16 protein-coding genes are annotated in these 18,243 nt (G+C 71.7%); 6 read left to right on the top strand and 10 right to left on the bottom strand.

The features are described from left to right. Position 1 precedes the first annotated feature (1 nt). The 4 genes from ACZ47G_RS22290 to ACZ47G_RS22275 all read right to left on the bottom strand — a co-directional run bounded on the left by ACZ47G_RS22290 (position 2) and on the right by ACZ47G_RS22275 (position 2,621). Positions 2–682: a hypothetical protein gene (locus ACZ47G_RS22290; RefSeq protein ID WP_465745166.1), complete on the bottom strand. Its 681-nt coding sequence runs from the start codon at positions 680–682 to the stop codon at positions 2–4. A gap of 467 nt (positions 683–1,149) precedes the next feature. Continuing rightward, positions 1,150–1,476, bottom strand: coding sequence for a hypothetical protein (locus ACZ47G_RS22285; protein WP_465745164.1), 327 nt, complete (start codon positions 1,474–1,476; stop codon positions 1,150–1,152). Positions 1,477–1,491: 15 nt separating this feature from the next. Continuing rightward, the gene (locus tag ACZ47G_RS22280) at positions 1,492–1,671 is read right to left on the bottom strand and encodes a hypothetical protein (RefSeq protein WP_465745162.1); all 180 of its coding nucleotides are present in this window, start codon (positions 1,669–1,671) and stop codon (positions 1,492–1,494) included. A gap of 443 nt (positions 1,672–2,114) precedes the next feature. Beyond that, the gene (locus ACZ47G_RS22275; RefSeq protein ID WP_380460264.1) at positions 2,115–2,621 is read right to left on the bottom strand and encodes a nuclear transport factor 2 family protein; all 507 of its coding nucleotides are present in this window, start codon (positions 2,619–2,621) and stop codon (positions 2,115–2,117) included. Between the two features lie 136 nt (positions 2,622–2,757). Here ACZ47G_RS22275 and ACZ47G_RS22270 point away from each other — a divergent pair, with 136 nt between their 5' ends. Both ACZ47G_RS22270 and ACZ47G_RS22265 read left to right on the top strand, forming a co-directional pair. After that, positions 2,758–3,654: a LysR family transcriptional regulator gene (locus tag ACZ47G_RS22270; protein ID WP_465745160.1), complete on the top strand. Its 897-nt coding sequence runs from the start codon at positions 2,758–2,760 to the stop codon at positions 3,652–3,654. 115 nt (positions 3,655–3,769) lie between these two features. Beyond that, on the top strand, positions 3,770–4,309 hold the full coding sequence (locus ACZ47G_RS22265) for a YrhB domain-containing protein (RefSeq protein ID WP_465745158.1): 540 nt from the start codon (positions 3,770–3,772) through the stop codon (positions 4,307–4,309). 219 nt (positions 4,310–4,528) lie between these two features. Here ACZ47G_RS22265 and ACZ47G_RS22260 read toward each other — a convergent pair whose 3' ends face one another. The 4 genes from ACZ47G_RS22260 to ACZ47G_RS22245 all read right to left on the bottom strand — a co-directional run bounded on the left by ACZ47G_RS22260 (position 4,529) and on the right by ACZ47G_RS22245 (position 8,851). Next, positions 4,529–4,846 carry a hypothetical protein gene (locus ACZ47G_RS22260; RefSeq protein ID WP_465745156.1) on the bottom strand — a complete coding sequence of 106 codons (318 nt, stop codon included), beginning with the start codon at positions 4,844–4,846 and terminating at the stop codon, positions 4,529–4,531. A 224-nt stretch (positions 4,847–5,070) separates the two neighbouring features. Beyond that, on the bottom strand, positions 5,071–5,952 hold the full coding sequence (locus ACZ47G_RS22255; protein ID WP_465745154.1) for a helix-turn-helix transcriptional regulator: 882 nt from the start codon (positions 5,950–5,952) through the stop codon (positions 5,071–5,073). A gap of 551 nt (positions 5,953–6,503) precedes the next feature. After that, positions 6,504–7,883: an MFS transporter gene (locus tag ACZ47G_RS22250; protein WP_465745152.1), complete on the bottom strand. Its 1,380-nt coding sequence runs from the start codon at positions 7,881–7,883 to the stop codon at positions 6,504–6,506. A 122-nt stretch (positions 7,884–8,005) separates the two neighbouring features. Continuing rightward, the gene (locus ACZ47G_RS22245; protein ID WP_465745150.1) at positions 8,006–8,851 is read right to left on the bottom strand and encodes an alpha/beta fold hydrolase; all 846 of its coding nucleotides are present in this window, start codon (positions 8,849–8,851) and stop codon (positions 8,006–8,008) included. A gap of 153 nt (positions 8,852–9,004) precedes the next feature. Between ACZ47G_RS22245 and ACZ47G_RS22240 the strand changes: the two genes are divergently transcribed. Next, a complete protein-coding gene (locus ACZ47G_RS22240) occupies positions 9,005–9,937 on the top strand; it encodes a LysR family transcriptional regulator (RefSeq protein WP_465745148.1) in 933 nt (310 codons plus the stop codon). Positions 9,938–10,154: 217 nt separating this feature from the next. Here ACZ47G_RS22240 and ACZ47G_RS22235 read toward each other — a convergent pair whose 3' ends face one another. Further along, positions 10,155–11,084: a hypothetical protein gene (locus ACZ47G_RS22235; protein ID WP_465745146.1), complete on the bottom strand. Its 930-nt coding sequence runs from the start codon at positions 11,082–11,084 to the stop codon at positions 10,155–10,157. Positions 11,085–11,582: 498 nt separating this feature from the next. On the opposite strand from ACZ47G_RS22235, the gene ACZ47G_RS22230 reads away from it, so the two are divergent. Further along, positions 11,583–12,560, top strand: a complete 978-nt coding sequence (locus ACZ47G_RS22230; RefSeq protein WP_465745144.1) for a chymotrypsin family serine protease — start codon at positions 11,583–11,585, stop codon at positions 12,558–12,560. Positions 12,561–12,583: 23 nt separating this feature from the next. Then, positions 12,584–13,081: a hypothetical protein gene (locus ACZ47G_RS22225; RefSeq protein WP_465745142.1), complete on the top strand. Its 498-nt coding sequence runs from the start codon at positions 12,584–12,586 to the stop codon at positions 13,079–13,081. Between the two features lie 272 nt (positions 13,082–13,353). Here the strand turns inward: ACZ47G_RS22225 and ACZ47G_RS22220 are convergent, their stop codons facing one another. Continuing rightward, positions 13,354–14,109, bottom strand: coding sequence for a hypothetical protein (locus ACZ47G_RS22220; protein ID WP_465745141.1), 756 nt, complete (start codon positions 14,107–14,109; stop codon positions 13,354–13,356). Positions 14,110–14,492: 383 nt separating this feature from the next. Between ACZ47G_RS22220 and ACZ47G_RS22215 the strand changes: the two genes are divergently transcribed. Then, entirely contained in the window at positions 14,493–18,218 is a 3,726-nt protein-coding gene (locus ACZ47G_RS22215; RefSeq protein ID WP_465745139.1) for a DUF4132 domain-containing protein, read from the top strand. The last annotated feature ends 25 nt before the right edge of the window (positions 18,219–18,243 follow it).

Raw genomic sequence — 18,243 nt, 5'->3', positions numbered from 1 at the left:
CTCAGGTCGCGTCCCGGAGCAGCTGCGGGTAGCCGATCTCGGCGATGTCCTCGGCCAGCTCTACGAAGGTGACCTCTGGGTTCAGCGATGACACGAGCTCGTGGCTCAGCGGTCGCAAGGCATACACATCGCGCACCGCTTTCAGGTCCACGGAAACCTCGTAGTAGTCCTCGGCGAACTGCTGGAACGCCTCCGGCGAGCGGTCGACCAGGAGGCCGAACAGGCCCGTTGCCCCGTCCGGGTCGGAACACCCGGCGGGGAAGTCGATCGCGCCATGCCGCCACCGATCGTCCGTCGCCTCCCGCCACAGGCAGGCCGTCACGACGGGGACGTCATCCTCGTCGGTGAACGCCGGCTCTCCGACGAAGGGCTTGAAGACCTCCGGAACCTCGTCGACCACTCCCGGCCAGGGCTCGCCATCGTTGCCGTACGGGCTCATCGGTGCTTCGTGATCGAAGCCACGGACGTAGGCCCCGGCCGCCGAGAACACGATGGAGTACTCGTCCCCCGACCCGTTGCGCATCGACGCCATCTCCTCGCCGTCGGCCCAGCCGGCATTGAAGGAGTAGTACCGGCCTTCCCAGTCCGGGCTCAGGATCGCGTCGAGCATCGCCAGTGAGCGGCACAGGTTCCGCAGGTCAGCGATCGAAGGGAACTGGCGAGCTACGTCATAGACAGTCACGTGCTCATCCAACCGGATGCCCCTGACACCCAGAATCCCCCCAAGGGCTGTCACGCTCAGTAGCAGTGTCGGAGTCAGGTGGGTCAACTCGCGACGGTTGAATACGCGAGCCCACCAGTACCGAGGCCGCTGACAGGTGCCGATGTCCCGCTTGTCCGGGCGGCACATCGGCACCTGTAGGAGCGGGACCGGCCCGCCCGCAACGGGGCAAAGAACGGCGAAAGGGGGGCAGACACGCCACGCGTGCCGGCCCCCCTTCGCCTTGTGTGGTGACGGGGACCCTGGACCGAGAGCACGTTGAGGGTGACCGCGGATACCTCGTAGCCACCTCGGCCGAATCAAGATTATCTGTATGCGCATGGCACTTTTGAGGATTCAGGGCCCCACCCGGCCTTCTTAGGGACGCCCGTCGCCCCTGGAGGCCTGTGGCCCTGGATTCTTCCAAGGCCACAGGCGGCGTGTTTTTCTCAGTCTCCAGCGATGGAGACGTAGCTGCCGGACGACTCGCCACACTGCCCCAGCAGCTTTTCCAGGCGAACCAGCTGCGGGCTTTCCTGCCAGCCAGGAATCCGGTGCACCTCTGAACGGGCGGTTGCGCACTGCTGCGAATCCAGCAACGTGTCGCCATAGGGGTCGATGCCGGACAGAAGAGGGAAATCCTCGAGAGGGAGATCCATGAGAACGTCCATCAGTACGCCGTCCCCATCACCGAAAGAATCAACAACCGTTTCCTGCAAAGAATTCCAGTTCTTCAAGTCAGGGCGTTCGCCATGCCAGAATACATCCAATCCCATAATTCCTCCTTACGTTCAGACCGGGTAGGCGGCGACAACTTTTCCATTGCGGACGACGACTTGGATGCGTGTCTTTCGCACACTCTTTGAGCTGTACCCGACGGTCCGGTTGCCGAAGTCGTGGATGTGCCGGTGGCCGACCCCGTTTTTGGTGTTCGACTGAGCGGAAGCCTTCTTGATGGCAGTCTTGATCATCCGCTTGACCGTCCACCCGCTTGTCGCCCTCGGTTCCCAGCCGGCTGATCAGCGCCTCAAGGTGCTTCCGGTGAGCCGCGGCCTTGCGGAGCCGGTCCACGTCGCCCTGCGGCCAGAACTTCCCGGAGGATCTCGTGGACCGTTCCGGTGTCGTTGTGCCCGGCGGCTGGCTTGACATGAAAGCTTGTCACAGGCCTCCTGACTGCCCATGTGCGTTTCACGTTGGCAAGCACGGGGTGTGCCCTCGGCTGCAAGGCCGGACGCAGCCCGGGCCTGCGGAACCACCATCGTCCGGTCGAGGAACAAGCCGGCCCTGCGGCCGCGGCAGTTACCGTGAACACACGGCTTGGCCGCGGGATTCCATGCGCAACGGCCGGGTCTGTGCCCACAGCCCCGAGACGGTGAAGCTCGCAGTGATCGGGCTCCTCGGGTCTCCGAGGCGCTCACCCGAAGATCGCCCGCGGCTCACCGGTGAACCACACGTTGTCGATCCGCACCCGGTGCATCAGCCAGCGCTCACCGTCACGGTGCAGCTCGACGTCGTAGCGGTTCTTGAGCAGCGCGCGCGTCGCAGGGGCGGCGGTCAGCAGGTGCTGCGCCTCGACGAGGCCGGTGAGCCGGGCCCGGTCGCCGGCCACGGTGATACGGGGGTTGGTGACCTGGTGGGTGGTGGCCACCCGCCCGGCGAACATGCCGAGGATGGTCGTCACGATGTGGTCCCGGCCGACCATCACCGGTGGCTCGGCGCCCCATGCGGCGGCCGCGGGGCGGAAGTCCAGTTCGGCGTCCGGAGTGAAGGAGGAGGCGAAGAGCTCGCGGTCGTGGAGGTCCTGGCCGAGGCCGAAGCGGAGAAGGGCGTCCAGGATCTCCGTCCGGTCGCGCAGCTCGGCGGCGACGGCGGCCGGGTCGGAGGCGGGTGCGGCGAGGGCGCGGTCGGTGGTGACGTACACGGTGAAACTCCCGGTTGGGTGGTTGTCCTTGGGCGATGGGTCCACCCTCCCGCCGGAGCGGTCGGACGATCAATGAGAGGCTGCGCAACGATCGTGAAGCGAAGATTAACGATGTAGCTGGAGAGAGGCGGTACGGATGCTGGAGCGGCACGAAATCGAGGCATTCCTGGCGCTCGCCGAGGAACTGCACTTCGGGCGGACGGCCGAGCGGCTGCACGTCTCCACCGCACGGATCAGCCAGACCGTACGGAAGCTGGAACGCCGTGTCGGCGCACCGCTGTTCGTCCGGACGAGCCGCCGGGTGGAGCCGACCGCGCTCGGGGCGCAGCTGGCACAAGAGCTGCGGCCCGCGTGGGAGGCGGTAGGCGCCGCCGTCCGGCGGGTCGCCGACGCCGGGCACGGCCGCACCGGAACACTGCGGGTGGCGTTCGCGGGCCCGGCGGCCGGGCAGTTGCTCGTCGGCGTCGCGGAGCGGTTCCGGGAACGGCTGCCCGGCTGGGAGGCGACTCTCCGGGAGGCCGAACTCGTCGACCGCATAGGCCTGCTGCGCGCGGGCGAGGTGGACCTGGTGTTCGCGGAGTACCCGTTGTGCGAGCCCGATCTGGTGGCGGGTCCGGTCCTGGTGAGTGAGCCCCGGATGATCGCCCTGCCCGCCGGTCACCCGCTCGCGCAGCAGGACTCTGTCACGCTGGAGGAGCTGGCCGGGATCCCGCTCGTCCGACTTCCGTCCGCCGTACCGGAGTCCTTCCGCGCCGACCGCACCCCGATGCGGACGCCGACCGGCCGACCGATCCCATCCGGCCCGGAGGGCGGCACACTGAACGAGATCCTGACCCTCGTCGGCACAGGCCGGGCCGGCTTCCCCCTCGGCGCCCAGGCCCGCCGCTACCACCCCCGCCCCGATGTCGCCTACCGCCCGCTGGCCGACGCGCCCCCGGTGCAGTGGGGCCTGCTCCACCACCGTGACCGCGCGACGCCCGCCACGGAGGCGTTCGGCCACGCGGCCCAAGACCTCGTGGGCGCCGAGGGTTAGCCTCACCCTGCCCGAAGCGGCCTCACCCGTCGAGCAGCTCACCCCGGCATGACGGCCCCGGCCCAGGCGCGAAAACCACTGGTCCCCCAAGCGGTCATGCGGGATGCTGCCGGGCATGATCGACCGCGAGTACGCCAGGCGCACAGCCCAGGAGGAGCTGGACCGCAGTTACGCGGGACGGCTGGCGGTGTCCGGGGTCGAGGAGCACGAACTGGTCTGGATCGTCTACTACCAGACCGAGGAGTACCTCCGAACCCGGGACCCGGGACAGCTTCTGGGCGGGAACGGCCCGTACTTGGTCGACCGCGCCGACGGCGGTCTCCATGTGGTCGGACCGGTCTCCTACGTCACCGGCGAGTGGGAAGCCGACTACCGCCAGCGCATCCGAAGGATTCCCACGCGTACGGCCGTCGACGACCTACACGACGAAATTCGCCAAGCGACGGCAGAGCGAGGCCGGATCACCGCCATGCACCTGCTGCGGAAACGCGTCCCGAGCCTGACTCACACCGAAGTCATCGAATACGTGACTGCCCTGCAGGCCGGCCCCGCACCAGAGCACCTCGTCGTCGCTGCGGCCAAGGCACTTGTTCCGCCTCTTGATCCGGTTCTCGCCGTGAGGACGATCCACCCCGGGCGGGACTTCGGGAGCTGAGCTCACGCGGACTCCCCGAAGCCCAGCCCGCACCCTGCTCGCGCAGGCGGCCGTCGGCTCCAGCCCAGCGCCTGCGGTGCGCAGGGCGGGACGGAGCCGCACGCCAGCCGTTCCCGTGCCGTCACGACACGGGAACGGCTGGGTGATGCGTCCTGAGCACGTCGTACTCCGCCCTCATCCCACAGGACGGACGGACCGTTCAGCAGCGGCCGGAGCCGTTCACCAGTGGACCGTGTCGCACCGCTGCTCCCCGTAGGTGAAGCTCCCGTCCTGGTTCTTCCACATCAGTCGCACACACACCAGGCCTTCACCCTGGCCCCCGTACGTACTGGTGTTCTCGTGGTCGTACCACCGCTTGGTCTCGGTGTCGGCGTGCAGCCCTGGGCCGCTGAAGGCGAAGAAGCCCTCGAAGTCCGTGCGGCCGGCCTGGGTCGACCGCTTGTAGGCGTGCGTCGCGTACCCGTCGGGCTTGCCCGTTATGAACAGGCACACCAGGGTCCCGCAGTTCATGGACTCCGCCTGGGCGGGTGCGGACATCAACCCAACCGTGGATGCCACCGCCAGGCCGGAAGCGGCCAGGCCGAGCCGCAGCTTGCGGGCCCACCGCCGCTGTGTCCCCGAGCCCGATACAGTCCTCGCCATGTGCGTTCCCCCTCGTTCGTGAATCCGGTGTTCTGCCACCGAATGACGTGCCGGCCAAGCCCGACCGGCTCGCAACCAGCCTCGGGGGCATGGCGGTCGCGGGCGTTGAACATTCTTGCTCAATCCATACCTGCGGGACGGGGTCTCTGCAGCAAGGCCCGCACGGTCCCGGGCAGTTCGCCGACGATGCGCCGGAATACGCGTGTCATGTGGGCCTGGTCGGCGAACCCGTACTTCGCCGCCAGCTCCCGCAACGGTCGACCAGCGTTGAGTTCCTCCGCCACCGCGCGCACCCGCAGCTGGTTGCGGTAACCGGTGAGGGTGTGCCCGGTTACCGACCGGAAGACCCGGCTCAGATGGGAGGGCGAGCACCCCACGTCCCGGCTCAGCTCCTCCAGTCCCAGGGTGAGCGGACCGTCCGTCAGGGCGGCGCAGACCTGGCCGACAAGCCTGCGGTGCGCTGCGGCGGTGGACGCGTTGCGCCCGCTGCTGGCGGGTCCGTGGGCCCCGGCCAGTCGGGCCATCAGGCCGTGGACCCGCTCCGCCACCTCAAACGCGTCCACGCCTGCCTTGCAGGCGGCCACCAGGCTCCGATGGGCGATGTCGAGACCTGCCTCGATCCGCAGGACACCTGTGCCGCGCGCTGCCAGGCAGTCTCCGTGGAGGTCCTGGCTGTACTCCACAACGGTGCTCAGATCGCAGATGCGGGGCAGGTGGGCAACGGACGCTTCGCTGCCGTGGCGCAGCACGAGCCCCATCGTCGGGTCGATGAAGTCCTCGCGCCCGGCCGCGCGTAGCAGGAAGCCGCCCGAACGCACGAGCGATACGATCAGTACCGCTTCGTCGGGCGTGCCGGTCGCCAGCCGTCGGAACGATCGGTGGTCGTCATGGCAGGCAAGTTCGGTGATCCGCAGGCCGTCCTGGTGCGCGAGGCGATTGCGTCTCACCGGCTCGTCGGCGGCTATTGGTCTGCGGCCCGTTGTCGGGTGATCGTGCGCCATGTTCCCCCGGCTCCTCTTGCCTGATGGTCGTCAAGGCACAGTCTCGGGGCGGCAGGCGAGTCTCATCACACGAACGATCCGGATGGCGCAAGCCCGAACTAATTTGGCTTGAGCATGTCATGGCGGCGTGTGTGATGCCACCCACCCACTGGCAGGCTGCCGCATGCCCCAGCGACGACAGGACGGGCGGAGCTGGGGTGGCCCGGTCCAGGGAGTCGGCCAGGACGCTGAGGGTGCGGGTGGTGGTGTCGAACCCGGCCGGGGCCCAGTGCGTGGCGGCGTCGAGTCCGACGATGGCGGCCCACCAGTCCTGGGTGTTGCCGCCGGCCAGGCCCAGGGCTCAGCCTCGGGTGGCGGCGAGCGTGGGGAGGACCACGTCGAGGTGGGCCGGTTCGCGGGCGTCGCGTCCAGCGGAGTACACCGGCGACGGCGATGACCTACTGATCGTTTCAGAACGAGGTTCGCAGACGGCGGAGGCGGATGAGGCCGCAGGCCGGCTCGGCGGCGGGGCTTACAAGCCTGCCGCGTTGCATCCCGGCGCTTCGCCGGGCTCACATTCCAGGTGTTCCGGGCGTCCCCGCAGCACGCGCCGCTTCTGCTCGTGACGCGGCTGGTCGGTTCCGATCGCGCATCCGAAGGCCGATCAGCGCGGTGACGGTGAAGACGGCGGCCTCGTAGATCATGGCGTGCCGAAACGCGGCGCCCGGGCCGGCGGCGGGTGCGAAGTAGACGAGTCCCGCCGCAGCCACGCCGATCGACCCGCCCAGTTGCTGAGCCGTGGGCAACAGCCCGGAGACAGAACCGGCCGCGGAGCCGTCCACTCTCGCCAGCACCAGCGCGAACACCGAGGCGGTGAACGAGCCGAACGCGGCGCCGCCGAGAGCCAGGACCGGCAGCGCAGCCCAGCGTCCGGCTGCCGTGCCGATGAGCGGCGCGAGAGTCAGGACCGTCCCCGCCAGTACCAGCGCCGAGACCGTGAGCACGGCCGGCCCGTGTCGGTGGGCCAGCGCGGGTGCGCTACGGCTGCCCAGTACGGCCGCGGCCGCGAAGGGAGCCGACGTCAGTGCGGCCGTGAGGGCGGGATATCCGATGGCCGACTGCAGATGCAGGAACAGCAGATACGTGAAGGACGGCACCCCGGCGTTGAACACGAACACCAGCAGCACCCCCGCACGTGCCCTCCGGTCGCGGAAGAGCGACGGATCCACCAGGGGATCCGGCCGGTGCGGGAGAGTCAGGGCGAAGCAGCCGAGAACGGCCACGGAAACGGCCAGAGCGGCCCATGTCCACCAGGGCCAGCCGGCTTCCCCTCCCAGCGCGAGCGGCAGCACCAGCGCACCGAAGCCCACGGTGGTCAGCAACACGCCCACCCCGTCCACTCGCTGTCCGGCCGCGCCTCGCGTGCGAGGCAGTACGGTCGCGCCCGCGAGCGAGACGAGGGCCACCGGCACCGTGACCAGGAACACCGAGCGCCAGCCGAGACCGAAGAGGTCGGCGCCGACGAGGAGTCCGCCGATCAGCGGCCCGGCCAGCGACGCGACTCCCATCGTGGCACCGAACAGGCCGAGAGCCCGTGGGCGCCGGGCAGCGGGGACGGCGACCTGGATGATCGACAGAACCTGCGGGGCGACCAAGCCGCTGCCCGCGCCCTGGACCAGTCGGGCCGCGATGAGGAACGTGGCATCGGGAGCACCCGCGGCGGCTACCGAGCCGGTCATGAAGACGACGGTGCCCAGCACGAACAGTCGGTGGTAGCCGTACCGGTCGCCGAGGCGCGCGGCCGTGATGAGCAAGCAGGCGTAGGTCAGGGTGTACCCGGCCAGTATCAGCTGCACGGCACCTGAGCCGGCGCCCAGGTCGGCCCGGATCGCCGGGGCGGCGATCTGCGCGACGGTGACGTTGAGCAACTGCACGAATGTCGCGCTCAGCACGACCGGCAGTACGAGCCGCCCGCCGCCACCGGCCGCGGGCCGTCCCACGCTCAGGGACGGGTAACCCTTCACGGGCCGACGCCGGCTCACGAGGCGAGGCCAGCTCACAGGCCGAGGCCGGCTCACGAGGCGAGGACCGCGGCGAGCTCGTCCGGCCGGGCTGCGAACGGGCTGTGGCTGCCGGGCAGGGTGTGCACGGTGAACGGGTTACCGGGGAAGGCCCGGTCGGCTTCCGCGATCATCAGGTCCTGCGCGGCCGGTGCCAGCGCCCGGTCCTCGGCGCAGCGCAGGAAGGTTCGTGGAATGCGTCCCCACCGTGCCGCGGTCAGGATGACCTGCGCCGTCGGGATCGCCAGGGGCAGATCAGGGCTCAGCGCGGACCGCCACCGGTCGAAGCGGTCCGGCGGGGTGTCGTGGTAGTGGGTTTCCCGCAGTTCGTCGAGGTAGGCGGGATCCGGTGAGAGCGGATTGATCCGGATGGCGCCCAGGGCCTCGGGGTAGCCGAGGTTCAGGTTCCGGCCGAGCGCGGTGGAATTCTCGGGTGAGCCCAGGTAGTCGAGGAACCTCGGCCGCCCGCCCGGGACGAACGCGGACAGGTAGACGATCCGGTCCACCAGCTCGGGCGCCCGCTCCGCGGCCAGGGACGCGGGACCGCCGCCCGCGCTGTGCGCGACGAGCACGACGGTGCGATGGTGACGCACCTGGCGCAGGACGCTCAGTACCGCCTCGGCGCAGTCGTCCATCGTCAGGGTGGCGAGCCGTGACTTCTCGGTCAGCAGGCCCGGCTGGCCGGGCAGCAGGTATCCGGTGGGCAGGGGCGCGTCGAAGCCGTGCCCCGGCATGTCGACGGCCACGCTCGCAGCGCCCAGTCCGGCCAGCGCGCGCTGCGTCGCCGCCCACTGTCCGGAGCTGTGCCAGGCGCCGTGCACGAAGACGAAGAGGGTGTCGGTCAGCGATGCGTTCTTCATGGCTCCATTCCAGGCAGGAACCACAGCGCCATCCATTCATAGATCTGGAAAGTGGCGTGGCGATATCTTTGAGGTCTTGTCGGCAGCCGATGGAATCGGCGGGACCGATGGGACCAACGGGACCGACGGGATGGACGGGATGGAGGGCGCGTCATGGAAGCGCGACACCTGCGGTACGCGGTCGCTCTCGCCGAGCACGGACACTTCGGTCGGGCGGCCGGCGAGCTGGGCATCGCGCAGCCGCCGCTGTCCAAGCAGATCGCCGACCTGGAGCGCGAGGTCGGGGCCCGGCTTTTCGACCGCACACGTCAGGGGGTGTTCCCGACCGCCGCCGGTGAGGCGTTCCTCGCGCGGGCACGCCGGGCGCTCGACGAGATCGCGGCCGCCACGGTCGACGCGGGCCGGGCCGCGCGCGGCGAGACCGGACGTCTGCGCCTCGGCTTCATCGCCTCGGCACTGCTCGACCCCCTGCCGGGCGTCCTGAACCGGTTCGGCCGTGAACGGCCCGACGTGAGACTGGAACTGCACGAGATGGCGACCAGCCGCAGCAGCTCGGCTCTCGTCGCCGGGGAGCTGGACGTGGCCCTCACCCTCGGCCCGCCACGGGGTGCCGGAGCCGAGCATCTCGTGTCCGTCCCGATCGGACGCGACCACGTGATCGCCGTGGTCAGTACGGCACACCCGTACGCGGGTCAACAGTCGGTAAGCGCCGACCAGTTGCGGCAACAGCCGCTGATCGTGTCGGCCGGCGAGGATGAGCCCGCGGTAGTCGCCGGACTGCGCACACTGCTGGGCACGGACTCATCGGCCCTCGGCGGCGCGACCGTCGCGAGGGACGTGCACACGATCATCGGCCTCGCCGCCTCGGGCGTGGGCGTCGGCCTGGGGCCGTCCCGCATGAGGGCGGTCCCGCGTCCGGGAGTGCGGTTCTGTGACGTGACCCCGCGCACTCCCCTGCCCGATCTCGTCCTGTCCTTCGCGGCCCGCGATCACTCCCCGGTGCTCCACGCCTTCCTCGACACCATCCGGAAGACCTGCCCCGACGTCGGTGCCGCACTCGACGACCGGCTCCGGCCCCACACGTGATTCGAGCCGGTCATCCCTTCGCCTGCGCCCGGCCTTCCGGCCCGGGTCGGCCCCGGCGTGAGGCGCGCGGCGTAGACGGGCGAGCCTCAGAACGTCGCGTCGGCCCGCGGGCCCAGGACCTGTCACCGTTCGCCGCGGTCACCGAAAAGGCTGAGCTCTGACCAGTGTCCGCCTACGGGATGACCTTCACGTGGAAGGGGTTGTCGCCCATCGGGCGTCATGGCCGGTACGCGTCGTGGTACCTGCGCAGTCGGGGGCCGCGGATCGCGGGCAACCTGACCAGGGTGTCCCTGAGGGCGTGGTGATCGGGTTCCAGGGGGTACCAAGGGCGTGATGGCAGTGGGTAATCGTCGCGCAGGACGCCCTCCGGGAGTCCTCCGGTGGCGGGTTCCGGCGAGGTCTCCCCGGGGCTGGTGAGGTACGCCCAGACTCCGCTGTCCAGCGGCACCACCGTCGCCTCGCGCTCGGGTGGGCGCCACGGTTCGCCCGTGCCGGGGTGGCGGGGGACGAGGAGGACGTCTGAGCGGGGCCCGGGGTCGGGGATGCCCGGGCCGGCCAGGGCCACCGAGCGGGGGTCGGGCCCCGGCGGGAGGTAGCGGGCCACGGCATGGCCGAGCAGCTCGGCGACGGAGCCTGCGGGGAGGGTCACCGGGTGGTTCTCGGTGGCTGCCACGAGATGGGCCAGCGCGACGCCGATCGCGGCCTCCCAGCGGCGGCTCCACGACCCGTCGGGTTCGACGGGCGGGACGCGATGCTCGGCACGCTCGAGGTCCGCCCAGTCGGGTGGCGGGTCGGCCGGGAGCCCCGAAGGGCGGCGGACGACCGCGTCGGGCTCCAGCCACACCGTCTGCCACGAGCCGCAGTCGTCGATCCGGGTCGCCACGGCCCGTCCGCACCCCGCACAGGCCAGGTTCGGCCCGGCCCGGCCGTCCACGCCGCGGCAGTAGCCCTCGCACTTCTCCAGGATCAGGGTCATCGATCGGGAGTCGCCGGGCGCGATGACGATCCTGTCGCGCGCGCCGAAGGAGACGGAGTACACCGGCGCGTAGACGCCCTGTCGGGCGGCGGCCTCGTCCCCGACGTCCCGCCACAACCGCCAGGGCGGTCCGCTTGGCTGTGGGTCGACGGCGTAGGTCCCCGGTTCCATCAGCGGGGGATGGAGTTCCTCCCAGGCCCCGTGGTGGCTGTGGACCGGTAGTGCGACCCGGGACACCGGTGCCGTCAGCCCGGTGTGGCACCCGGCACACGCGAACACGTCCAATCAGGCTCCCCCACTGTGGTTCCCCGCGATTGTGCCTCGATCGCGGCGGAGGGTCCATCGGGTTTCACAGCGGGCTCCAGGGCCTTTCGGGGGCGTCGTCCCCGGCTTGCTGACGGGCCGACGGGCGCGGCAGGCCGGAGCACCCGATGGCTGCTCCGAGGCCGGCGGGTCCTTCAGTCGTGTCCGTTGTTCGCGTTGAGAAGGTCGTGTTCGGTGGGGCCGGTCACCGTCGCCCGTACGGGTGACGAGGCGGCTGTTCGCCGGCGGCGGCAGCCCGTGTCGTGGGGTACTGGGCGGGTGCCTGTCAGGAGGTCGGCTCTCGTCGCCGCCGTCGTGCTCGCGCTCCTGACGGCGGTGCCCGCCCACGCGTCCGAGGAGCCACCGGTGCGCGACACCCACCGGGCGGCCGCCGTCGGGAACGCCGAGGTGCTGGAGCGTCAGGCCGCCCTGGAGCGGCTCATCGACGCCGTCACCGGGGTGCCCGAGCACCTGCGCGCGACGGTGTCCGGATACGCAGGGCACACCATCGACCCACAGCGGGGCGTCCTCGCGCTGTACTGGCACGGCGACGTACCCGCGCGGGTCACGAAGCTGCTGGAGCACGCCCCGCCGGGGATCACCGCGACCGTCCGGCCGGCGCCCTACGCCCTGGGGCAACTGCGCGCGGCGCGGGACCGGCTCGTCGAGGCCGCGGTGCGGGGCGAGGCGGGCGCGGTGTGGAACGGCGCCGGGCCCGCACCGGACGGCACCGGGCTGACCGTCCCCTACACCCCCGACGCCACCGGCCGTTCCCGTGCTCCGAGCGGCGAGCGGGTCGCCGCGCACGCCGCCGAGCTCGCCGGTGTCCCGGTGGTCCAGGCCGTGCCCGGGATCGCCCCGGTAGCCACCGCGACCCGGCACAGCGACGCCGGCCCGTGGAGTGCCGGCGCCGAACTGATCTCCCCCGGTAACGCGTTCTGCAGCTCCGGGTTCGGCGGGTGGCGCGGCAAGACGGCGGTCCTGCTGACTGCAGCGCACTGCGGGACCTCGGGCACGTACAAGACCGGCACCGGCACGACGATCGGCACCGCGTCCGACTCGGACACCGGGCTCGACGTCACCGTGATCAACACCAACGGCGGGCCGAGCGGCCGGTTCTACGACGGGGCGTGGGACAACCAGGCGGGCTACTCCAAGCGTGCCATCGGCGCCGGCCACAACTCCGTCGGCGGCCTGGTGTGCGACAGCGGGGCGACGTCGGGCGTGCACTGCGGGTTGAAGTTCTGCGGTCCCGTGGCCGACGGGCGGCCCTACTACTGCGACGCCCTGCTGTACACCCCGATCTCGCCGGTCATCGACAAGTTCGGCCTCTCCCTCGCCTGACAGCACGAAAGGACGGCGCCCCCGTGGACGTCGCACTCACCGACCGGCTCCTGGCCACCCTCGGAGTTCTCGCCGTCGCGTGCGGCGCGGCCGCCGCCCAGCCCGAAGGTCCCCGCGGACAGGAACTGGCCGACCTCCAACAGGCCATCTACCAAGCCGGCGTCGGCCCTGCCACCTGGCACGCGGACACCGTCGGGTCAAGCCCCGGCGACCGGGTGCAGACCGTCGAGGTGATCGGCGACCTCGACGACGCCCGCCGCACCCTCGACCAGCGCTTCCCCGGCCAGACCCACGTCGTGCGCGGCCACATCACCTCCGACCTCGTCTACCGGCGCGACCACGACTACCAGCTCGAAGGCGAACTCCAAGACCTCCAGCAGCCGGACTTCCAGGTCTTCAACACCGACCTCGCGCCCGACGGCCGTACCACCGTCGGCGTGGTCGGCGACCTCCAGGCCGCCCGCGCCTACATCGACGCCCACTACCCCGGCCGCGTCATCGTCCACGGCAACACCCGCTGACCGCTCCGGCGCCGACCCGCCGCGCTCCCCGGCAAACCCCACGCCGCCGCCACCCGCAGCACATCGGCCGGGCAGCGGCGGCCGTACGGCGTCCGCACCCACACGGTGGCCACAGCGGATTCATCGGCCGGCCGTGCCAGGTCATCCGGGTCATGTGAGCCGGCCGACGGCGGCAGCTCCCGACGGGGTACGGCCTAGGAGGCGAGCAGCCGCCCGGTGACCGCGAGGACCTCCGCCAGGCAGTCCTGGGCTGTCCGCTCGGGCGGGGCGCGCTACTGCGGGCGGCAGCCGGTGAGCTGCTCCCACCGGTCGAACGCCGCGTCCAACTCCCGACGCGCGTGCGGGATGCGCTGGTCCGACTTCTGGCTGCTCCTCACCTCGGCCAGCCGGTTCCGCGCCTGCTCCTGGCCGGCCGTGTCGGACTTCGCCGCACGCAGCTCGGCCTCGGCTTGCGGAACGCGCGCCCGCCGCTCGGCCCGGGCGATCTTCTCATCGGCGGCGGCGTTGAACACCGCGACGACGAACCGGCGCACCTCGGCCTCCGGGGTCTCCTCCAGGGAGACGGACACCATCTGCTGACGGCCGTCCGGAAGCGCCACGTAGACGTGGCCGCTTCCAGCCGAGTACTCGTCACGGACCGAGACCTCGGGCAGCGGGCACTCGACGTCGCGCCCGTCCACCGCCACCACCAGCACGTGCTCGTACAGCCACAGAACACTCCCGACCGACGACCGAAGCATCCCCCTCCCCAAGGACCGGAGCCGGGCCAGGTGCTCCTCGGCCTGGGCGATGCGGCTGCGGCGGGCCTGCTCGGCCGCCTCGACCCCGGCGCGGGCAGCGGCGATAGCCCGGTCCGCCTCGCGGCTCAGCCCCCGCAGTCTGCCGCGGGCCGCGTCCAGGTCACGCCGCTGCCCGGCGTACTCCGTACTCAGGGCGTAGCGCCAGCCACCGGGGTAGCGCTGCCTCAGCCACAGCGCCACGCCGCCGATCACCAGCGCGGCCAGCACCATCCAGCCCGCGTACTCCATCAGCCCGCCCCCTGCTCCAGCGGCCGGCAGTTGCCCGGCCAGGTCCAGACGGGATCGTACGAACCGCCGCTGACACGCGCACGAATATCCGGGAATCCCGCCCTGGGACCAGCGCGGCTACCGCGCGTTCGCGGCCGCGATCGCGCGGCCAGGGTTCAGCGGCCGCGGTGGAGACGGCGGCGCGAGCACGTACGACGGCGGCTCTTTCGAGCGGCACGCCGAAGCGGTCGTCGGGCCGTGCGGGACAGCCGTCTGCTGTCCCGCACGGCCGCCGCGAAGGTCGGACCGCAGGTCGGCCCGTCGGTGGGGCCTGTCGGTCGGCCTGTCGGTGGGCCTCGTTACCGTTCCCCCCTGATCGATTGTTCGAGGAGAGGGGCGGGGCTGTGCGGCGCTGGGAGTTCGTCGAAGGCGGCTCGGACAAGTTCTGGGAGGCCGGGGTCTACGGTGCCGCGGTGACCGTGCGCTACGGCCGGAGCGGCACGGATGGTCGGGGGCAGCGCAAGGAGTTCCCGACTGCGGAGGAGGCGCGGGCGCACTTCGCCAAGGCGGTCGCTGAGAAGGTCCGCAAGGGCTACCGCGAGATCAGTACGGGTCCGGTGCCCGCGCCGAAGCCCATGACGCAGCCCATGACGCCCACCCCGGCGGCCGCCGTCCCCGAGGTCCTGGACGACTCCCCGGTCGACACGCACGACGCCCCGGTCGACGAGGACGTGTTCGTGCTGCCGGAGGCATGGCGTCGGGCGCTGATCCCCCGCCGAGGCGGGGCCACCCGCCCGCCGGCCGCGCCGGCGAAGGACGCGGTGAGCGGCTACCACGACGCCCTGCGGCAGATGGATGCCTGGCTGGAGCAGGCGCTCACCGCGGACGGCAGTGACGCGGACCTGGTCGCGGCCGCCCGGGCGCACCAGTCCGGCAGCCGGGACCCGCTCGGTGCGGCGGTGCTGGCCGCGCTGTTCTCGTGCCCCGCCGGGAACGGCGTTCGCCGGGCGGTGGACGCCTGGGTGGCGGAGTTCGGTCTGCCGTTCGCGGCCAGGGCCACGGTCGAGCTGTTCGCGGTGGCCGTCGAGACCGGCTGGCACAACTCTCGTACCGTCAACCCCCGTGTCCGGCGCGGGGTCGACCCCAGGACCGCGGTGCATCGCCCCGCCGCGGACCGGGTCCGGTCGCTGCTGGCGGCGTGCGACGAGGAGACCCACCGCGCGGCGGTCGAGGCCCTGGCCGGATGCCGGGCCGACCTGACCCGTCTGGTGGCGGCGGCGTACCTGGTGCCGTCCGAGCCGGCCTGGGCCGAGGAGTGCGCGAAGTCGGGTGCGCGGCTGGGCTCGGCCGAGTGGTCGATGCTGCTGTGCTCACTCTCCTCGGCCGAACCGCTGGAGAACCTTCCCCCGCTGCCGAGCCTGGGCTACGAGGGATGGTCCACCGGGATCATCGCGACCGTGGCGGAGGGCCTCGGGGGCGCTGCGGCGCCGCTGATGCTGCACGACCTGACCACCAGCTACCACCACACCGACGGGAAGAAGCGGCTGCTGAGCGCGCTCGCCGAGCTTCCCTCCGACGAGGGCTTTCGGGGGCTGCTGGCTCACCAGGACGGCAACAAGGCCGCCCGCGCGGCCCTGCTGGCCGCCGTCCGCCGCTTCCCCCGGCGAGCTCTGCGTCTCCTCGCGGAGGCCGCGGCGGGCTCATCGGCCCCATCGGCCCCGGCGGCCCCGGCGGCCCCGGCGGCCCCGGCGGCCCCGGCCGACCCTGCCACGCAGCGGCTCGCCGCCCAGCTCCTGACCGGCCACGTCGCCGCCCACCGCGCGGCCGCACTCGAGCTGCTGCCGCAGCTGCCGCCGGAGCAGGCGGCCCTGGTCGAGCCGCTCACCGATTTGGGCGACCGGGTACCGGAGGTCCGCCCCGACTCGCTGCCGGAGCTGTTGACCAGTCCGCCGTGGACGCGCCCGCGCGCCACTGGCAAGCCCCGGGTGCTGACCGGCCTCACCGCCCCGCAGGAACCGCGGATGCGGTGGCTGCCGGGCGAGCGGGAGGCATGGGCTGCTTCCGAGACCTTTTACGCGCACTGGTCGGACACCGAATGGCAGCGGATCGCGGACACGATCCGGGCCACGAGTGGGCGGTCCGAGGACACACCTCACCACCGCGACCAGCGCGACCAGCGCGATGAGCTCGCGCTGTTCGCGTACGGCGACGAGGAGCTCGGCCGACCCCTGATCTCGCAATGGCGCGGCGGCGAGTACATGTGGGACGTCCGGGACGCCCTGCGCCGGATCACCGCCCGCTTCGGCCCGGACTCACTCGCGCCCGTACTGGCCTGTGCGTTGCCGTACCCCGCGACACACGCATCCCTGTTGCTGCCGTACCTGGACGTCCGGGTGGCCGAGACGATGGCGGACTGGCTGATGCGGCTCAAATCGGCCGGGGACACCGCGCGTTCCTGGTTCGCCCGGCACGGGCTGGACGCGGCCCGGCTGCTGGTTCCCGCCGCGGTCGGGAAGGCCGGGGCCGCCCGTTGCAACGCCGAGTACGCCCTGCGGTTGATCGGTGGAGCGCAGGGCGTGGCGGCGGTGCGCGCGGTGGCCCGCGAGTACGGGGCGGAGGCCGAGGACGCGGTGGGCGCGCTGCTGTCGGCCGACCCGCTGGTGAGCATGCTGCCGGTGAAGCTGCCCCAGCCCGGCGACTGGGCGGACCCGGTGACGCTGCCGCAACTGCTGGTGCGCGGCGGCGAGCGGGCACTGCCCGCCGAGGCGGTACGGCACGTGCTCACCATGCTCGCGCTCTCCAAGTCCCGGGAGTTCTACCCGGGCCTCGACCAGGTGGCCGAGGTGTGCGAGCCCCGGTCGTTGGCGGAGTTCGGCTGGGCGGTGTTCGAACAGTGGCGGCTGGCCGGCATGCCGGCCCAGGACGGGTGGGCGCTGCACGCTCTCGGCAGGCTGGGTGACGACGAGACGGTCCGCCGACTGACGCCGGTGCTGCGGGCCTGGCCGGGCGAGGGGGCCCACCACCGCGCCCAGGACGGCCTGGAGGTGCTGGCCGGGATCGGCACCGACGTCGCCCTGCTGCACCTGAGCGGTATCGCGCAGCGGGTGAAGTTCAAGGCACTCAAGGCGCGGGCGCAGGAGAAGATCGCCGAGGTGGCCGCCGGTCTCGGCCTGTCCGGGGAGCAGCTGTCCGACCGGCTGGTGCCGGACTTCGGGCTGGACGCCGACGCGACGACCGTCATCGACTACGGCACCCGGACCTTCACGGTCGGCTTCGACGAGCAGCTCAAGCCGTACGTGCTGGACGCGGCCGGCGTCCGCCGCAAGGATCTGCCGGCCCCGGGGGCGCGGGACGACGCCGAGCTGGCGCCGGCCGAGCGCAAGCGCTTCGCCGCGCTGAAGAAGGAGGTCCGCACCGTGGCGGGGGACCAGATCCGCCGCCTGGAGGAGGCGATGGTCACCCAGCGGGCGTGGACGACGCAGGAGTTCGAACGGTTCTTCGTCGGGCATCCGCTGCTGTGCCACCTGGCGCGCCGGTTGGTGTGGCTGGCCGAGGCGGACGGCGGCACGACGACGGCGTTCCGGGTCACCGAGGACCGCACCCTGGTGGACGTCCGGGACGAGGTGTTCGTGCTGCCCGCCGGAGCCACCGTCCGGCTGGCCCACCCGCTGCTGCTCGGGGACGACCTCGCCGCCTGGTCGGAGCTGTTCGCCGACCACCGGATCCCGCAGCCGTTCCGTCAACTCGGCCGCCCGGTGTACGCGCTGACCGACGAGGAACGGGCGGGGCACCGCCTGACCCGGTTCGAGAACGGTCCGGTGCTGCCCACCACCCGGCTGGTCGGCATGGAGCGGCGCGGCTGGCGGCGCGGCGAACCGCAGGACGCGGGCGTGGAGCGCTGGCTGTCCCGGCAGGTCGGGCCCGACCGCTTCGTGGTGCTCGCCCCGGAGGACGGCATCGCCGTCGGCATGCACGACTCGTATCCCGAGCAGCGCGTCGAGACGGTGTGGCTCGACAACCACCCGGGCGACTACTGGACGCACAACCGGACCTTCCCGACCTTCGCGGAGTTGGACCCGGTGATCGCCTCCGAGGTGATAGCCGACCTCGTCGAGCTGACCACACCGTGACGGCACCTCACCTCACGAACAGTTG

The sequence above is a fragment of the Kitasatospora sp. NPDC030952 genome (genome assembly GCF_055571335.1).
Note: the sequence above shows the minus strand (reverse complement) of the source record. Positions and strands in the feature narration are given on the sequence as shown.

Coding starts and splice junctions, on each gene's coding strand:
- ACZ47G_RS22220 (WP_465745141.1), bottom strand. CDS start 14,109: ATGGAGTACGCGGGCTGGATGGTGCTGGCCGCGCTGGTGATCGGCGGC.
- ACZ47G_RS22270 (WP_465745160.1), top strand. CDS start 2,758: ATGCTGGAGCGGCACGAAATCGAGGCATTCCTGGCGCTCGCCGAGGAA.
- ACZ47G_RS22285 (WP_465745164.1), bottom strand. CDS start 1,476: ATGGGATTGGATGTATTCTGGCATGGCGAACGCCCTGACTTGAAGAAC.
- ACZ47G_RS22280 (WP_465745162.1), bottom strand. CDS start 1,671: ATGATCAAGACTGCCATCAAGAAGGCTTCCGCTCAGTCGAACACCAAA.
- ACZ47G_RS22255 (WP_465745154.1), bottom strand. CDS start 5,952: ATGGCGCACGATCACCCGACAACGGGCCGCAGACCAATAGCCGCCGAC.
- ACZ47G_RS22245 (WP_465745150.1), bottom strand. CDS start 8,851: ATGAAGAACGCATCGCTGACCGACACCCTCTTCGTCTTCGTGCACGGC.
- ACZ47G_RS22240 (WP_465745148.1), top strand. CDS start 9,005: ATGGAAGCGCGACACCTGCGGTACGCGGTCGCTCTCGCCGAGCACGGA.
- ACZ47G_RS22260 (WP_465745156.1), bottom strand. CDS start 4,846: ATGTCCGCACCCGCCCAGGCGGAGTCCATGAACTGCGGGACCCTGGTG.
- ACZ47G_RS22265 (WP_465745158.1), top strand. CDS start 3,770: ATGATCGACCGCGAGTACGCCAGGCGCACAGCCCAGGAGGAGCTGGAC.
- ACZ47G_RS22235 (WP_465745146.1), bottom strand. CDS start 11,084: ATGGAACCGGGGACCTACGCCGTCGACCCACAGCCAAGCGGACCGCCC.